Here is a 16,295-nt window from a genome sequence, read left to right on the forward strand (position 1 = left end):
AAATCCTTATCTGGCAAGAGACTTAATTGATTAGTTCGCTCTAGATAAGAAATAATTGACAAAAATCGCTAAATGCCTTTCTATATAAGGGTTCCATCCCTTATAACCCCCGTCCATTGCATAACACAAACCGAAGAGCCATATTCTCCTGGGACAATTCTTGGGGGACGCAGACCCAATGTTCTCTGGCTCCCAGGTCAATTCCCGCCGCCTTGGCATTGATGATATTTAACTTCTGGTCACTACTTTGGGTTTTTGGGGACTTGTTTCGGGATTTGGTCATGGCTTTGTTGGCTCCGAGTTATGATCGGGGAAGTACCCTGGTTCTAGGAAGGGTTTTTTACTTGATTCTCGACCACGGGTTCACGAGTTAATCCTCGTCTCGGCAATTCTTTTTTCCTCTTTCCTAGGGACCTTTGCTGATAATCGGGTCTAATGACACCATTGTTACTCCGGTTTGAGTTCAGGATACTTCCAGATTTATAAGATCAGGGCTTCCCCCTAGTTTCTCTTTTTCTTTTTAGGGCGCTTTGCGTCCTTCAGGAGCTAATAACTGATAACTGATGCTTACTCCCTTTGATTCCCCCAGATCTTTACATTGGCAGCAAAGCTTGCGATCACCAATTATTCGTCAATTGGAGATATTTAGCTTTACAACGCAGTTTTTGACTTTTTTGATCTGGGATCGTTTAACGGGGGCTAATAGGGGCAAAAAACGGCAAAGGAGAGCGAAATGGTTAGTAGATCGCCTCATGAATTTAGGACCAACTTTTATTAAAATTGGACAATCTTTATCGACGCGAGCAGATTTAATTCCGCTCGAATATATCGAACAATTAACCCAATTACAGGATCGAGTTCCCGAATTTAATAGTCAAGAAGCGATCCGAGTTATCGAAACAGAATTAGGACAACCCCTAGATAATTTATTTGCAAGTTTTAGCGTTTCTCCCCTCGCTTGTGCCAGTTTAGGACAAGTGCATCGAGCGCAGTTATTAAGTGGGGAAGAGGTGGTTATTAAGGTACAAAGACCGAATCTAGAAGGACTATTTAATCTCGATTTTGAATTGTTGCATCGTCTCACCCGTTGGTTAAATGTTTTCCCCGTAGTGAAAAAATATAATTTAGAAGCTATCTATCAAGAATTCTTTGAGCTACTCTTTCAAGAAATCGATTATATTCATGAGGGGAAAAATGCTGATCGCTTTCGGGAAAATTTTAAGAATTATCCCCAGGTAAAAGTCCCTTTAGTTTACTGGCAATATACCACTCGCAAGGTATTAACTTTGGAGTATGTGCCGGGGATTAAAGTTGATGATCGAGAGACTTTAATAGCTAATAATATTAACGTCGATGGTATTATTCAACTGGGGATCTGTTCCTATCTCAAACAACTATTACAGGATGGTTTTTTCCAATCAGACCCCCATCCAGGTAATATGGCAGTTAGTCAGGAAGGGGAGTTAATTTTCTACGATTTCGGCACGATGTTCGAGTTAAAGTCCGTCGCTAAAGATCAAATGATCGAAACCTTTTTCGCTATCTTGAGAAAGGATACAGAAACAATCTTAAAAACTTTGATGTATATGGGGTTAATTGAACCCGTTAGAGACCTGCAACCTGTGCGAAATATCGTGCAGTTTCTTTTGGATGAATTTCGCGATAAACCGGTAGATGTGAGGGCCTTTGAACAAATAAGCGATCAAGTGTATTTAATGTTTAAACAGCAACCTTTTCGCTTACCTCCCCAAATGACTTTTATTATTAAATCTGTCACCACTTTGGATGGGATTGCCCGCTCTTTAGATCCCCAGTATAATTTATTAGCAGCTAGTCAACCTTTTGTGAAAAGTCTAGCAGTATCAGGAGGAACTACCAACACCATGCTTATCCTAGCTAATCAAGCGCGCACTTTTCTTAAACAACAATGGCAAAAAGGTAATAAAAACGAGAGAATACTCCGTCAATTAGAGGAAAAAATCGAGCGAGGAAATTTAGTTTTTCAAGTTAAGTCACGGGAAAATGAACGACTTCTGAAAAGAATTTATCTGGGAATTAAAGTATTAATTAATGTCTGTCTATTGGGATTTAGCCTTATATCAGCCATATTTTTATTAGACACTAACTATAGCAAACTAGCCATTATTCCCTTCAGTTTAGCGGGTTTATTTGGTTTATTTTTTCTGCGTTCTTCCATGGACTTATTGATTCAGGAAAGATTAGATAAAATGTTAGATAAGTAAATAATTATCATCTTTAATTAGTAGATGGCTTTTGTTATCGGCAACAAAAATTAAAGTTTGACAGGCTGTCTGTTGACAAGATTTTCCAGAAGTTATCATAATGAAAATGTTTTCATTGCACCCAGCAGCAAGAGGACAAGAAAATGTTGTTAAAATCTTTAGCCCTTGGTTCCCTTGTCGGATTATCCTTAGTTACATCTATCCCAGTCTTGGCTAATCCTTCCCTTTCTCCAGTACAAACTAACGAAGCAATAATCGCTGTCGGTCAACAAAAATCCGATTTATTTGTTAATTTAACCACCGATGATCCTTGGCGAGCTGCAATGGCCATTGGTGTCGCCACCAATATGTTGAAAAAAGGTCACTCAACCACTATTTTTTTGAATATTACAGGGGTACACTTGGCTGCGAAGACAATTCCTCAACACACTAACGGTATCACCGGTAAAACCCTGCAAGCAATGTTAGTAGATTTCATCAGTCAAGGGGGAAAAGTCTTAATTTGTCCCTCCTGTATGAAACAAGCAGCAATAAAACCCGAAGATCTAATTGCCGGTGTGGTGACAAGTTCCCCCGATTCCCTAGAAGCAAATTTATTTAACGAAACGGTTAAAGTAATTAGCTGGTAAATCTAGCATTTTCTAGAGAATCTAGAGACCTTAACAATAAGGTCTCTATTATTAGTAGATTTATTTTTGCTTAAAAGAGCGGCCGCTCTTGACTCAGTCGTTATACCATTTTTCTTGGTTCGTGGACCGCCCTCCCAGAAAGCTAATCTGTTGACTATCTAGGGTTTGCTGAATATTACTGGAAGCCTACTAGAAAACGGTTTTGGCACTTTTTTAGTCAAAAAAGTGCCAGAGACAAACGTTGAGAAATCGATACGAGGGACTCATACTAAATCCGTTGAGTATAGGCTACATATCAGGACAGGCACTCATGCACTCTTGCAATAGGCAAGAGGAGCAATAAATAATCAGTCTTTAATAACCGGATTTAGTATCCTAAGCTAAACGGCTTTTACTTCGGATCACCGATATAGACTCCAAAAGGGTTATAGCTATTGGATCATGCAGGTTAAGCGCCGTTTAGCTTATCTTGATTCGGCAACGCTGGCACTCAAATTAATATCCGTAACCATAGATAAAAAACTATATAAATCTAACTAATCATTTACTTTAGTAATTGGTATTTTACAAATCGCTGAAAGCAAGTCACCATAGGAATTAAGCAAATGCAGTTCCGAATCAAATCCTGTGGGAGATAGAAATTATGGTTGCTTTAATCACCCCAAAACCCGCTAAAACCAGCCGTTTAACCACACAAATCCAAGAAATCGCCGAAAATACTTTTACCTTGCGCTGTTTGGATTGGGATCGCGATCGTTTTGATATCGAATTTGGTTTAGAAAACGGTACGACTTATAACTCTTTTGTTATTCAAGGGGAAAAAACCGCCCTAATTGATACATCTCACCGCAAATTCGATCGCCTTTATCTGGATGAATTAACTAAACTAATCAACATCAATCATCTTGATTATTTAATTATCAGTCACACCGAACCCGACCACAGTGGTTTAGTCAAAGAGGTTTTGGAATTAGTCCCAGAAGTTACCGTGGTGGGGGCAAAAGTTGCCATGCAATTCCTCGAAAACATGGTACACAGACCCTTTAAACAGTTAATAGTTAAAAGTGGTGATACTTTAGATTTAGGTAATGGTCATGTCTTAGAATTTGTTGCAGCCCCTAATCTTCATTGGCCCGATACTATCTTCACTTTTGATGCTAAAACTGCCACCCTTTTTACCTGTGATGCCTTCGGAATGCACTTTTGTGATGATCAAACCTACGATCAAGCAAAAGAGCTGCTAGAAGGCGATTTTCAAACCTATTATGACTGTCTGATGCGACCGAATGCTCGTTCAGTTTTAGGGGCAATTAAAAGAATCGAGAAATTTGAGATTAATCTCATTGCCACTGGTCACGGTCCCCTATTAAAACACCATATTTCTGATTGGGTGGGACGCTATCAAACTTGGAGTCAAGAACAAACTTCTGCCGATACTTTAGTGGCTATATTCTTTACCCAAGATTACGGACAAAGCGAACATTTAGCTACTATGATTAGTCAGGGTTTGACTAAAACTGATGTGGTGACAGAATTAGTCGATATGAATAATGCTGATCCCCACGAAGTCAGAGAATTAATCAATCAGTCTAAGGGAGTTGTCATCGGAATGCCTCCCCAATCTTCCCCGATTAACCAGACGATTTTAAGCACAATTCTTGCTTCAATTAATGGCAAACAAGCGGTAGGATTATTTGAGTCAGGAGGTGGGGAAGATGAACCAATTTTTCCCTTGAGAAATAAATTACAGGAAATCGGGGCGATCGAAGCTTTTCCTCCTCTTTTAGTTAAAGACAATTCCCATCAATCCCTCGATTTAATTGCCGATGAAGCAGGAACCGACCTCGGCCAATGGTTAAGCCGAGAAAAAACGATTAAACAAATTAAATCGATTAACAACGACTTAGAAAAAGCTTTAGGTCGTATTAGCACTGGATTATACCTAATTACTTCCCAAAAAACTGATTTATCTAGTGCTATGGTTGCCTCTTGGGTGACACAAGCAAGTTTAAATCCTTTAGGTGTGGCGATTGCAGTGGCCAAAGATCGGGCAATGGTATCCTTTTTACAGCCTAGCGATACCTTTGTTTTAAATGTTTTAGCTGAGGATAATTACCAGAAATTAATGAAACATTTCCTCAAGCGTTTCTCTCCCAGTGCCAATCGTTTTGAAGGCATTAAAACCTATACTGCCAATAATGGATCACCAATTTTAGCGGATGCCTTAGCTTACATAGAATGTGAAGTCACCAGTCGTTTAGATTGCGGCGATCATTGGGTAGTTTATTGTACCGTTAATACCGGACGAGTTGCCCGTTTAGATGTCTTAACTGCTGTCCATCATCGCAAAGTTGGCAACCATTATTAACAGTTATCAGTTATCAGTTATCAGTTATCAGTTCACCGATTACTGATTACTGGTTACTGCTCACTGAAAAATCCCCCCAACAGCTAACACCCAATTCTATCAATCTTAGGAGAAATAAAATGTACGAACCAATTAAAAACCCTTCCCCAATGATGGTGCGAGTAGTGCAAGTCTTAGAAATGATTCAAGATTTAATTGTCATTTCTCTCTGTATCGGTTTATTTAGCTTCATGGTGTTAGAAGTCAGAGAAATGTTTATGTCTCTGCTGCCACCGATTCAATTTCGGATTATTACCGCCGATATTTTATTCCTCTTAATTCTAGTAGAATTGTTCCGATTGTTAATTATTTATTTGCAAGAAAAACGAGTTTCTATCGGTGTTGCCGTGGAAGTTTCTATCGTCTCGGTTTTGCGAGAATTAATTGTTAGAGGAGTCCTAGAAACTAATTGGACACAAGTATTAGCTGCCTGTGCTTTTCTAATAGTTCTCGGTACATTAATGGTGTTAAGAGTTTGGCTTCCTCCCACCTTTGAAGGTATCGATCCTGAACAAAAAGTTTCTGAACGTTATCGTCAACATTTAGTTAAAGAATTAACTGAAATAAACAGCAAAATTTAGTCAGTTATCAGTTATCAGTTATCAGTTATCAGTTATCAGTTAGAAGGGGATAGGAAAATGGGGGAATAGGGTAATGGGGAGATAGAGTAATTTCAACTAAAACTCTAAAACCTCACTCCCCCCACACCCCACACCCCACACCCCACACCCCACACCCCACACCCCACACCCCACACCCAACTTAACAATTATGACCACTAATACCTTAATTCCCAATCCTGCTATTAATAATCGCTCCCGCGATGTTCAAACCGCAGAAATTGCCGATAAAACTTGGGTTTTTCGCTCCCGTACTTGGGACAGATTAAAATTTGAAATAGAATATGCTCGTCAACGGGGAACCACCGCTAATTCCTATCTTATCTGTGGCGATAAAACCGCCTTAATCGATCCCCCTGGAGAATCCTTCACGGAAATTTATTTAGAAGAAATTCGTCAATATATCTCCTTACATCGTCTCGATTATCTGATTCTCAGTCACGTTAATCCCAACCGTATCGTCACTTTAAAGGCCTTATTAGCCGCCACCCATCAAATCAGCATCCTCTGTTCTAAAGCTGCCGTCAATACCCTTAAAAATGCCTTTCCCGATGCCCAAATTTTGGGCATACGAAGCGATGAAATCCTTGATTTAGGGCAAGGTCATCAACTCAGTTTTATTAATGTCCCTACGCCGCGCTGGCCTGATGGTATCTGCACTTTTGACCAAAAAACCCAAATTTTATACAGCGATAAATTCTTTAGTGTACATCTGTGCAGTGACGCTCTTTGGGATAAAAATTGGAAAGAATTAGATGTGGATCGTCGTTATTATTTTGATTGTCTCCATGCCGTGCAATCCAAAGCGGTAGAAACAGCCCTCGACAAAATTAAAGAATTTCCCGCCCAATATTATGCACCCGCCCACGGTCCGATAATTCGTCATAGTCTTAGTCGTCTTGCCCACGATTATCGTTATTGGTGTCAAGAACAAAAAACTCGACCTCTACAAGTGGCTTTATTATATGCTTCTGCCTACGGAAATACTGCCACCCTGGCCCGCTCGATCGAACGAGGATTATTAGAAAATGATCTGGCCGTAGAATCAATAAATTGTGAGTTTGCCACCCCCGCCGAAATTAGTCAAGCGATCGAAAATTGTGACGGATTTATTATCGGTTCTCCCACCTTAGCCGGTCACGCTCCTACCCAGATCCAAACTGCTTTAGGAATCGTTCTTTCCACGGCAGCAAAAACTAAATTAGCCGGGGTTTTTGGTTCCTACGGTTGGAGTGGGGAAGCTGTCGATTTAATTGAAACTAAACTCAAAGATGCCAATTATTGCCTCGGTTTTGAATCCTTGCGCGTGCGTTTTAGCCCCACAGAAAGCAGTTTACAAGCAGGTTATTTAGCCGGAGAAACCTTCGCCAGGGCCTTGAAAAAAACCAAAAAATTGCGGGTTCCCCAACAGGGAATGACCGAAACACAAATTGATCGCACTGCCCAGGCCGTTGGCCGGATCGTCGGTTCCCTTTCTGTTCTCACCACTCGTCAGGGCGAGGATCATGCTGGTTTCTTGACCTCTTGGGTATCCCAAGCCAGTTTTAACCCCCCGGGGCTAATTATCGCCGTTGCCGACGAACAAGCCGCCGACCGTCTAATTAACTCGGGAACCGCCTTTACCTTGAATATTCTCAAGGAAGGGCGCAATTTACGCCGCCATTTTTCCAATCGCATCAAATCTGGCGGTGATGTCTTTACGGGATTAGAAACCCAAGTCGGGGAAAATGGCTGTCTGATTTTAAGCGAAAGTCTCGCCTATCTAGAGTGTACGGTGAAAGAGCGACAACTCTGCGGCGATCGCTGGTTAGTCTATGCTACCGTCGAGCGGGGTCAAGTTTTGGATAGTAACGGTGTCACCGCCATCGGTCATCGTAAATCCGGTAGTCAGTATTAAAACTGGACTAGCGGGGCAAAGTTCCTGACTTTCCCCGTGTAATCAGCCTAGATTTCTGGGAAAGATAGGTTATGTTATTATCCAAGGTTGTCCGACCGGGCCATTTTGTCTTTGTTTCCCTATGAAAAAATTGCCGCTAATACTGTCGGTGGGGAGTGTCGCTTTATTGTTGGTGGGATGTCCAGCTTCTAACCAAGCTAATCAATCCCCACCGCCCAGCCAAGAAACCCCCACCCCCTCTCCTAGTCCCCCGGCTGCCCAACCACCTGCCTTTAGCGGTGCTGTGCAACCGGCCACCGAACCAACCCCCCCAAGGGTAGCGGGATTGATTCCCGCTACCGATCCTGACCAAAAACGGGCAGAAATTAATCGCGGTCGCAGCGATCCCTTTGCCCCCTTTCCCCTACAACCAAATATTACGATTACAGCGGCGGAAAAACCCCCAGCTGGGACTCCAGCGGCCACTGGCGCACCTGTACCCGGAGGTAATCGTCCCGCAGCCGCACCTGCACCCGGAGGTAATCGTGCCACTCCCAGACGACCGATAGTTAAAGCGCCGCCACCACCACCGCAACCAACGGAAGCGGAAGAAGTGCAAGTATCGGGCATCGTCCAGTTACCTACCACTCCTATGGCGATCGTGAAAGCCCCCGGAGAAGCCACGGAACGTCGAGTTATCCCCGGTTCTACCCTCTCTAATGGTTTAATTTTAGTTAAAGCGATCGATACTAATCCCGATAATCCCTATATTGTCCTAGAACAATACGGTCGAACTATTACCCGTCGTTTAGGGGATGGTGTACCCGAACCGGCCGCCGCACCGCAAGCCTCGATCAGCTATAATGTTTCCGAATCAGGAGAATAAAACCCGTGCGATCGATTGCTATTCAACAAAAACAAACCATTATTTATCCGCAAATGCCCTTGGCTATCTATCGAGAATTAGCCAGCCATTTACAACAGGTTCAGGGTGTGGAAACCCATCTCACTCCCCAGCAGTTCCAACAATTCGATTATCATCAAAGTCAGATCGGTAGTCTAGAAATTAACTATACCGAGACTTTTCAGGAAAGCGATCGCACTCTAGTCACGGCAATTCTCGATTATTATGCCCAACGTCACGGCTCCTATCAGCTTTCCTAAGCTTTCTCTCCTCACCTTTTCCCCGATTACCGACTTTCTTCTTAAAAACTAAAAGTATTTTATAGGATTTATCTTAATGCTGGGGATGATGCCAAGTCTTCTCACACTTCATCTATTAAGGGTAGGGTTGATTCATGAATCAACCCTACTATGAATCAACCCTACTATGAATCAACCCTACTATGAATCAACCCTACTATGAATCAACCCTACTATGAATCAACCCTACCTTTTATAAAAATTAAAATCTTTCTGATTTTAAGCCCCCGACGACCAGAGGTAGTCACTGATAACTGATAACTGATAACTGATAACTGATAACTGAAATGACCCTACCCAATTCCCTAGAAGAAACAATCCTGCAAGCGAAAGCCGCCACCCAACTGGCTCTAGAATCGGGAGCTAGACGCATACAAGTGGAATTAGTTATCCCAGAAATTGCTCTACAAGCACAAGCTTTAGCCCTTGATTTTGCCTCTATTTTTGACAGTTATGGTTCTGGTTTAAGGGTAATTTTTCCCGATACTGGAGCCGCCATGTTAGCCCGACGGGATTGGGGAGAAACAGTTTTTCAACTGGGAGATTTAGGTAGTCGTTTTATTCCCATCGAAAACAAAATTAAGCCCGAAGATGAAGCGTTTTTAGTTGTTTGTCCCTCCTCGGTGGAGATTAATTCCGTAGAAAAACTCTGTTACCTTGCCGAAGATCGCCCCGTGGTTCTTCTGATTCCCCAATTGGAAGATGTATCGGTAGTGGGTATCGGTTACGCAGCCCGACAATTGCGAGAAAGATTTTTAAGTACCCTAGAAAGTTGTTATTATTTTCGTCCCTTGGAATCAGCGATCGTTTATCGTTCCTATCCTTCTTTGTGGCAAGTTTGGCTCGAAAAAGAAGACGGTTACGAGTTAATTTCCGAACAATCCACTAAACCCATGGGGGAAGCTTTAGAAAATCTGATTCTGAAAGCTTCTAGTAATACTCCTAATGATAGTTCTAATCCTGCTAATAAAGCCAAAAAGTCCGGTTTATTTGCCACTATGGGACGCTTCTTAAAAGCATTACAACAGTGACATACTCCCCCCGTCAAGTTAGGCTGTGACGGTGGGAGTATGTCAATCCCACTCCTGTAAGTCTCTGAGCCAATTTTGCAGCAAGCTAGTTAATTGAGTACGGCGAGTTTCAAAATTGCCAGCAATTGAGAGCAAGCTAACCCCCACCAGCAATCCGATAATCCATTTAAGCAGAGGATAAAGGGAAATCAAAATTACCAACTGATAGAAAGCATTAGCCACAAAAGTAAAAGTGCCAAGATAGAGGAAGGCGCGAATTCGTAAGGCTAATCCGGCAAAAATTGCCACTAAACTGAGGATGCCAGGCAGGATTCCCGTCTGATGATGAAACCAGAGAGCCGCACTAGCAATAATGCCTGTTCCCAAGAGGCGAAGCAGGTGGCGCAAGGATTTGCCTTGCCTCCCCTGACAGGTAGGTTCTATCCAGACAAGACAGAGGATAGACAATCCGACAAGACTGCTGTAGGCGAAGGGAGTTGCCAGAGAGAAATCCGCCAGCCAAAGGGCGATCGCCCAATTCACTAACAAGAGGGTAAGATAGCGCCACCGGGGTTGCTGCCGCAGCCAAGCCAGCCAAGCATAGAATCCAGCCACCACCAGCAAACTTAGGGGATTGAGCTTGTCTAAACTGCCCCCAAGGGCGAGTCCTGGAAGAACAAGAGCGAGGAATTGCCAAGGACGAGGCGGCCAGCCCCAAAGCCGCCAAGGGAGCAGATAGGTGAAAACAGCCACCCCAGAGGCGATTACTCCCAACCAAGAAACTAGGTATTGAGAGAAGAATTCCATTGGAGGAATAGTATTGGCAGCATAGGCCCCAATCCCAGTCGCTTCTAGAATACCCAGATAGACCCAGATTTCAGCGATCGCCTGGTCAGGATGGTTGCGCCCTTGCCAGATAGCATAACGAGTCAAAAAGATACCGGTTGCCAATCCCAACAGTTGATTGACTGCAACGGGATAGAATAAAGCCCCTAGTAACAGGCAACTGCCCAAAGCCCAGTGCAGGTGGGCAACCAACTTCAATTCTGAGGCCGTCAGATGCAAGTAGCCAGCCAACCAGGGAGAGAGCAATCGATAGCCGTAAACCAAGCTGGCGGCCAGGGCTGCCATTGCCAAAAATTGATCGCCTTGGGACAGGTCGGCAATTTGATAAAACAATAGCTCGTAGGCTGAGATGGATATCCCGCCAATTCCCAGGTACAACAAGGGCTTCCTGGCCGGAGAGCGCCGCCCAACTCCGATGGCAATCAGTACCAGTCCCAGAGAACTCAAGCCAGTCCAACTACTGAAAAATCCCCAACGCAGAGCCGCTCCTAAGGCCCCATAGAGCAAGGGTAGGATATTCCAGCTATTGAGCATTTCCCGCCTGTGATCTCTGTGCCACCAATCTCCCAACAGTTGGGTAAGCAATCCCAAGAGAATATTGGCGATCGCTAGGGCAATTAAAGACTGCTTAGTTAGGTTGAGAACTTCGATGGTGAACAGTTCCAAGCTCCAGCCTACCCCGTAGATGCCCCAGTTACTCGGCTCGAGGTAGCTTCGATAGGCGATCGCCCCTAAAGTCAGGGCAGCCGCTAGGACAGGAAGGATCGAGGCAGCCATCCAATCCGAGTAAACGGCTAGAGAATGGAGAGTCAGGGCGACTAACTCCAGACTACAGAGGGCAATTGCCCAGCCATCGCAGGCGCGGGCATAGAGGAGAGCAAGTGCAGAAGTACGCTGGCTCAACCAATAGCGCAACAGCCAGAGGGAGAGGGGGATAAGGGCGATTGCCCCCGCCAACAGCCAATCTAATCCAGGGAGAGGCAATCTCTCTAGTAAGGCAACGCTCAAGCCCAAGGACAAGCCGACCGTGATGGCAGCCGCTGCTAATTTTTGTAGGCGATGAGTCTGAAAGAACATCAAACCAGTGGCGATCGCTAGGGTGACGAGACGAGTTTCTTCCCCTACCCAGGTGGGAATTTGGGCAACTAGCAGGACTGAGATGCTCAACCAAATGACTAGGTTAGGTTGGCGCGAGGGTTGCCAACTGCGATAAGCTGTCGCCCCCATCAGCAGCCAAGTGGCGATCGCTTCTCTACCGTCTGGAGCATTAAGGACATTACCAGAAAGCGCCAATAACATCAGGAGCGAGAGGCAAGTTGCCCAACCATCGCTAACCTGGGCATAAATTCTCGCCAAATTATTCGGTAATGCCCTTAAGCATTGGCGGAGAATCCACAAGCTTGTCGCAGTAATTACCCCTGCCAACAGCCAGCTTGCTTCTTGCCGCAATGCCCAACCAAAACTGCCATCCCACAAAGACAGTGCCAGCCAACTCAAGCCAAAACCTACGGTAATCGCTGCTGCTGCTACCTGCTCTAAGTTACGGCTATTGACGAACATCAATCCTGTAGCTATCCCTAAGCTAATTGAGGCAATTCCTGGTTCCAACCCTTGCGGGGGTCGGGCTGTTAAGATAAGCCACTGCCACAGGGCTAAAGCGTCTATACTCAACCAACTGGCAACTTCCCGCCGAGCCAGATTCCAAGTTCCCACCCCAGTCAGGGCCAGGGGAGCCAAACCCCAGACTAAGCCCCACTCTAGCCCCATAAGCGGGCGCTCCAACACAGAGGTCAACTGGGCGAAAACTGCCACCTGATTGAGGATAAACAAGCCATAGGATAGCCCAGCCAAGATTAGTCCCAGCTTCCAAGTTGTGTGGTGTAGGAGATGGAGCAAGGAAGTAGGAGGAAAGGGCTGTTTCACGCTGAATGCCAATTCCAGCACCGCCAGCATGATTAAAATCACGCCCCAAACTGCCCAACTCAGCCTTGGCCATCCCCAGTCAATCGCCAAAATTAGGGTGAGCAAGCCAGCTAGGTGAGTGAGATAGGCCAGGGAGAGAAAACGGCGGGAAATCTCTTGAAGGGAAGCTAGTTTGACTTGCCGTTGGCTGAAAATTACTAACGCCAGGGTTGAAGCTGCCAAGTTGAGCGTCCTCAAGGCAGGATTGACTAAGGAGCAAAAGGTCAAGGTTGTTCCCCAGAACAAGGCTATCGAGCCGGTAAAAGAGGCTAATTCCCGCTTGCCCAATTGGGAGAACCAATCTGTCAGGAATAGGATTAAGACTAGGTAAGGAAAGAAAACTAAGCTTAGTAACGCCCAAGGGGTAGCTTCAGCGCCAGTTAAACCAGTCCCCAAGGTGATTGCCCCTTGCCTGAAAGTGTCTGGAAGTAAGCGCCAAGCCAGCCACAACCCCTGCAACCCAATCAGCAAGGCTGCTGCCAAGTCGAACTTCCGCCAGGAGTAACCGATGCGTCGGGCAAAAAACAGGAGTGATAAACCACTCACTGCTAGGGCTTGCCAAGGTGTTTCACCCACCGACAGTAACCAACCTAGCAGCAGCAAGCTACCGCCGATACGCTGCCACAAGGAAACAGATTGTCTGGTCTGCCAACTGGCTAACCAGCCGCAAATCCCCACAGCCAGCCCCAATTGGCTAATCTCTACCTGAGCGATAAAAATTGCCCGCACCAGCAGGATAACCAGCCCATAGACGACAATTGCCTCATTTAAGCTAAAAGGGGCTAATCTTTCTCTCCTTGATGCTGCTTCTTGTCCGGCTCCTTCAGGAACACGGGAAAGGGAGATCAAAGTTGTTCCCACCACGCCCAAGTAAGTTGCCAGCAAGGGAAAACCCCCAATTGCCCATCCCCAATGCAGATAGCTCAATCCCAAGTGATTCGGCAGACTTTGAGAAAATCCTGCCGGGCCAGTTCCCCCGTACCTCCCCCGGAATAGTTGAACTGTTACGGCGGTAAGGGAAAGGGCAGCCACTACCACAATCAACCAGGCTAGAGGGTTGCGCCACAAGCCCAAGCTATCCATGGCCAGAAAATTCATCGGTACTAGCAACAGGGTAACCAGGCGCAAAGCTTGACTGGTCAGGCGCAGGCCCGGCTGTTGGCTACTCCAAAAACTGGCTCCCCAAAAAGCTAAAGTATAAAGCCACAAAACCCCATACTGTCCGGCGCTTGAGAATTTTTCCCAAAAGTTGGCGGCGAGGACACCAGAGGAGATGACCACCATGAAGACTCCCAACAGCAGCAGCCAGAGGACGCTCAATTCTGCCATCAGAGACTGTAACATTTGTCCAAACTGGCTGGGAGTTTCCTGCCGTCGAGGAGATGTTGGCGGCCGTGGCGGGATTCTACGGGGAGCTTCTGGCCGTCGAGAAGGTAGCGCGGGTGGGGGAGGCGGCTGGGAGGAGATGGGGTCTGGCAGCGGCTCTCTGGTAGGGGCAGTTGTCAGTATAGGCATGACACAGGAGAGGTTTTCCCGACACAGTTGCTTGACTTGAGATTCCCCAAGTAATCCTAATTGGAGCCATTGTTCTAAACCTTGTAGTAGAGAGGGATGGGAAGCTCTCACTCTTATAACAACCCGGATTTGAGAAGCAGTCAGCCAGCCTCGCTCCTGCCATTGCCCCAAACCTTCTAAAAAGTTAGATATAGGGACGCTGGTGGTTATTGTCAGAGCGAGGGTTTCTTGAACTGAATTTTCTCTCGCATTTATTGCTAATTCTAGTCTTTTGTCGGCAATCAACTCTAATTCTAGCCATTGATTGAGAGCTAGTAAAAGTTCGGCTGGCGAGTTGGGATTGACGATTTCTATGGGGATGATTCGCTTCTCTTGAAAGGACATAAGTAATCAGATAAGTAGTCGGACATAAATTCTCTCGTCTGTCTTAAGAAATGTAATTCTGGCAATTCTTGCTGACTCCTGACTCCTGACTCCCACGGTTAACTTTACTTTTGTCCGACCACTTAAAGGTAAAGTTAAAGTTAACTGTGGAGACAAGGGAACAGGGAACAGTAAAGGTTTCAGCCTTGGTTAGATCTCTTAAGAAATTAATCTCATCTAAGCTGTCTTGAAAAAGCGAATAATCTCTCGTACATGATTGAGAAATTGACTGTCTTCTGTCAGTTGTGCGATCGCATTTTGTGCTTCCTGAGATAAGGTTTCATGTTCAACCTGATTTTTAGCTTCTAATTTTTCTAGTAAGGCTTTCAGACGGGCTAATTCTTGGCGAGTTATTTTGACTTCTTGTTGCTGTATATTTGCTTCTGTATCGAGTTTTTCCCTAATTATTGCCACATTAGCCTCTAAATTAGAGACGCGAACGCGCAACTCTACTACATCCTCTCTGGGATACTTAATCTGTTCTCGAATCATTGACAAACGCACGGCTAAATATTGATAAGCCCGAATCGCCGGACGTAAAGCTGTCAATAATAAAGTTGCACCGGAACTCACATATCCTACTGCACTAATTCCCGTTGCTGCTAAGGTATAAAGTCCAATTCCTGACAGCAAATGTAAGGCGATTGCGAGCCGAATTGACCAACGCGCTACTGTCTTAACATAATCAACTTGTTTCCGATCTACGGGAATATTTTTTTCTTGAGAAATTGCTGCTTCTGCGATGACTTCCTGGGCATCAAAATAAATGTTCCAAGGAACAGTCACAATCACTAACAACCACCAAAAACTGGCGATCCCAATCAACCAATCGATTAAATTTCCTGACGGGATGTGCAACCATTGTAAAATTCCAAAAGCTAGTAAGACTAAGGCTCCAAAAATCACACAAAATCCGATAAATCCTAGATAGCTTAAAAACATCTCAATCACCCCATTTTTATTTCTCTTTCTTTTATGTTAGAAAAAGATTGATCAAGTTTCACTAACGGTTGTGACACTTTGTGAATTTACCCATAAAATGACACAATTGTGAACCATAACTTGGCTGTTTGACAACGAGTATAGTGTAGCGACTGTCTTGATGGTCAAGGGGGAATTTAAAAAAAAACTCAAGCAGTTGCCGTAAAACTCAAAATCTCAAGCCGGAAAAAAGCGCAGCAAAAGCTAAGCTGCTCAGGTTAAACCAAAGCAAGCGCAACCCTTGATTAGAGATAACAAAAAGTGTGAATCTCTAGGAACTAAGCGAGAGATTTGTTTGGCGGTTAATTGACCGAGTTCTGGTAAGTCGGAGACGAGAGTAGTAGAAATTACTTGACCTTGACATCCTCACCGCCGTAAAACGGACGGCGATTCCCAAACCTCACGATTTAGGTTTCTGCTTCTTTCCCTTGCGGGGTTCCGCACCTGCCTTAACAGATTTACTCTGTTCTGGTCTGATGGTCGCTCTACAGACTGACACCGCAGGCCCTGCGGCCAAAATATTTTTACTAGCGTTAACATCTCGGTCATGGTGTGTCCCACAGTCTGGACAATCCCATTC

At 44.8% G+C, this 16,295-nt stretch carries 13 protein-coding genes; 8 read left to right on the plus strand and 5 right to left on the minus strand.

Annotated elements, in window-relative coordinates; genetic code table 11:
* Positions 1-100 precede the first annotated feature (100 nt).
* Positions 101-283, minus strand: a complete 183-nt coding sequence (locus PX482_RS04170) for a hypothetical protein (RefSeq protein WP_002763293.1) — start codon at positions 281-283, stop codon at positions 101-103.
* Between the two features lie 280 nt (positions 284-563).
* Here PX482_RS04170 and PX482_RS04175 point away from each other — a divergent pair, with 280 nt between their 5' ends.
* From PX482_RS04175 to PX482_RS04210, 8 genes are all read left to right on the plus strand, one after another.
* The gene (locus PX482_RS04175; RefSeq protein ID WP_288122095.1) at positions 564-2,243 is read left to right on the plus strand and encodes an ABC1 kinase family protein; all 1,680 of its coding nucleotides are present in this window, start codon (positions 564-566) and stop codon (positions 2,241-2,243) included.
* A 143-nt stretch (positions 2,244-2,386) separates the two neighbouring features.
* Positions 2,387-2,872 carry a DsrE family protein gene (locus PX482_RS04180; protein ID WP_002763295.1) on the plus strand — a complete coding sequence of 162 codons (486 nt, stop codon included), beginning with the start codon at positions 2,387-2,389 and terminating at the stop codon, positions 2,870-2,872.
* A gap of 643 nt (positions 2,873-3,515) precedes the next feature.
* Positions 3,516-5,240 carry a diflavin flavoprotein gene (locus tag PX482_RS04185; RefSeq protein WP_288122096.1) on the plus strand — a complete coding sequence of 575 codons (1,725 nt, stop codon included), beginning with the start codon at positions 3,516-3,518 and terminating at the stop codon, positions 5,238-5,240.
* 119 nt (positions 5,241-5,359) lie between these two features.
* Positions 5,360-5,860: a phosphate-starvation-inducible PsiE family protein gene (locus tag PX482_RS04190; RefSeq protein ID WP_002763297.1), complete on the plus strand. Its 501-nt coding sequence runs from the start codon at positions 5,360-5,362 to the stop codon at positions 5,858-5,860.
* Between the two features lie 190 nt (positions 5,861-6,050).
* Complete coding sequence (locus PX482_RS04195; protein ID WP_002763298.1) at positions 6,051-7,796, plus strand: diflavin flavoprotein; 1,746 nt, start codon at positions 6,051-6,053, stop codon at positions 7,794-7,796.
* Between the two features lie 121 nt (positions 7,797-7,917).
* The gene (locus PX482_RS04200) at positions 7,918-8,661 is read left to right on the plus strand and encodes a hypothetical protein (protein ID WP_288094507.1); all 744 of its coding nucleotides are present in this window, start codon (positions 7,918-7,920) and stop codon (positions 8,659-8,661) included.
* A gap of 5 nt (positions 8,662-8,666) precedes the next feature.
* Positions 8,667-8,939 carry a hypothetical protein gene (locus PX482_RS04205; protein ID WP_002763300.1) on the plus strand — a complete coding sequence of 91 codons (273 nt, stop codon included), beginning with the start codon at positions 8,667-8,669 and terminating at the stop codon, positions 8,937-8,939.
* Between the two features lie 326 nt (positions 8,940-9,265).
* A complete protein-coding gene (locus tag PX482_RS04210) occupies positions 9,266-10,009 on the plus strand; it encodes a DUF1995 family protein (protein ID WP_002763301.1) in 744 nt (247 codons plus the stop codon).
* 42 nt (positions 10,010-10,051) lie between these two features.
* Here the strand turns inward: PX482_RS04210 and PX482_RS04215 are convergent, their stop codons facing one another.
* From PX482_RS04215 to PX482_RS04230, 4 genes are all read right to left on the minus strand, one after another.
* The gene (locus tag PX482_RS04215) at positions 10,052-14,695 is read right to left on the minus strand and encodes a hypothetical protein (protein ID WP_288122097.1); all 4,644 of its coding nucleotides are present in this window, start codon (positions 14,693-14,695) and stop codon (positions 10,052-10,054) included.
* Positions 14,696-14,701: 6 nt separating this feature from the next.
* A complete protein-coding gene (locus tag PX482_RS04220; protein ID WP_288122098.1) occupies positions 14,702-14,851 on the minus strand; it encodes a hypothetical protein in 150 nt (49 codons plus the stop codon).
* A 60-nt stretch (positions 14,852-14,911) separates the two neighbouring features.
* Complete coding sequence (locus tag PX482_RS04225; RefSeq protein ID WP_147070965.1) at positions 14,912-15,676, minus strand: hypothetical protein; 765 nt, start codon at positions 15,674-15,676, stop codon at positions 14,912-14,914.
* A gap of 439 nt (positions 15,677-16,115) precedes the next feature.
* Positions 16,116-16,295, minus strand: a 180-nt coding sequence (locus PX482_RS04230) for a zinc ribbon domain-containing protein (protein ID WP_288122099.1), incomplete at its 5' end; no start/stop codon positions are given.

Origin of the sequence: Microcystis sp. M53602_WE12 (genome assembly GCF_030065455.1) — a bacterium.
Lineage (GTDB): Bacteria > Cyanobacteriota > Cyanobacteriia > Cyanobacteriales > Microcystaceae > Microcystis > Microcystis aeruginosa.

Excerpts from the sequence above, each read along its gene's own strand:
- PX482_RS04170 (WP_002763293.1), bottom strand. The coding sequence starts at position 283 with ATGACCAAATCCCGAAACAAGTCCCCAAAAACCCAAAGTAGTGACCAG.
- PX482_RS04175 (WP_288122095.1), top strand. The coding sequence starts at position 564 with ATGCTTACTCCCTTTGATTCCCCCAGATCTTTACATTGGCAGCAAAGC.
- PX482_RS04180 (WP_002763295.1), top strand. The coding sequence starts at position 2,387 with ATGTTGTTAAAATCTTTAGCCCTTGGTTCCCTTGTCGGATTATCCTTA.
- PX482_RS04185 (WP_288122096.1), top strand. The coding sequence starts at position 3,516 with ATGGTTGCTTTAATCACCCCAAAACCCGCTAAAACCAGCCGTTTAACC.
- PX482_RS04190 (WP_002763297.1), top strand. The coding sequence starts at position 5,360 with ATGTACGAACCAATTAAAAACCCTTCCCCAATGATGGTGCGAGTAGTG.
- PX482_RS04195 (WP_002763298.1), top strand. The coding sequence starts at position 6,051 with ATGACCACTAATACCTTAATTCCCAATCCTGCTATTAATAATCGCTCC.
- PX482_RS04200 (WP_288094507.1), top strand. The coding sequence starts at position 7,918 with ATGAAAAAATTGCCGCTAATACTGTCGGTGGGGAGTGTCGCTTTATTG.
- PX482_RS04210 (WP_002763301.1), top strand. The coding sequence starts at position 9,266 with ATGACCCTACCCAATTCCCTAGAAGAAACAATCCTGCAAGCGAAAGCC.
- PX482_RS04215 (WP_288122097.1), bottom strand. The coding sequence starts at position 14,695 with ATGTCCTTTCAAGAGAAGCGAATCATCCCCATAGAAATCGTCAATCCC.
- PX482_RS04225 (WP_147070965.1), bottom strand. The coding sequence starts at position 15,676 with ATGTTTTTAAGCTATCTAGGATTTATCGGATTTTGTGTGATTTTTGGA.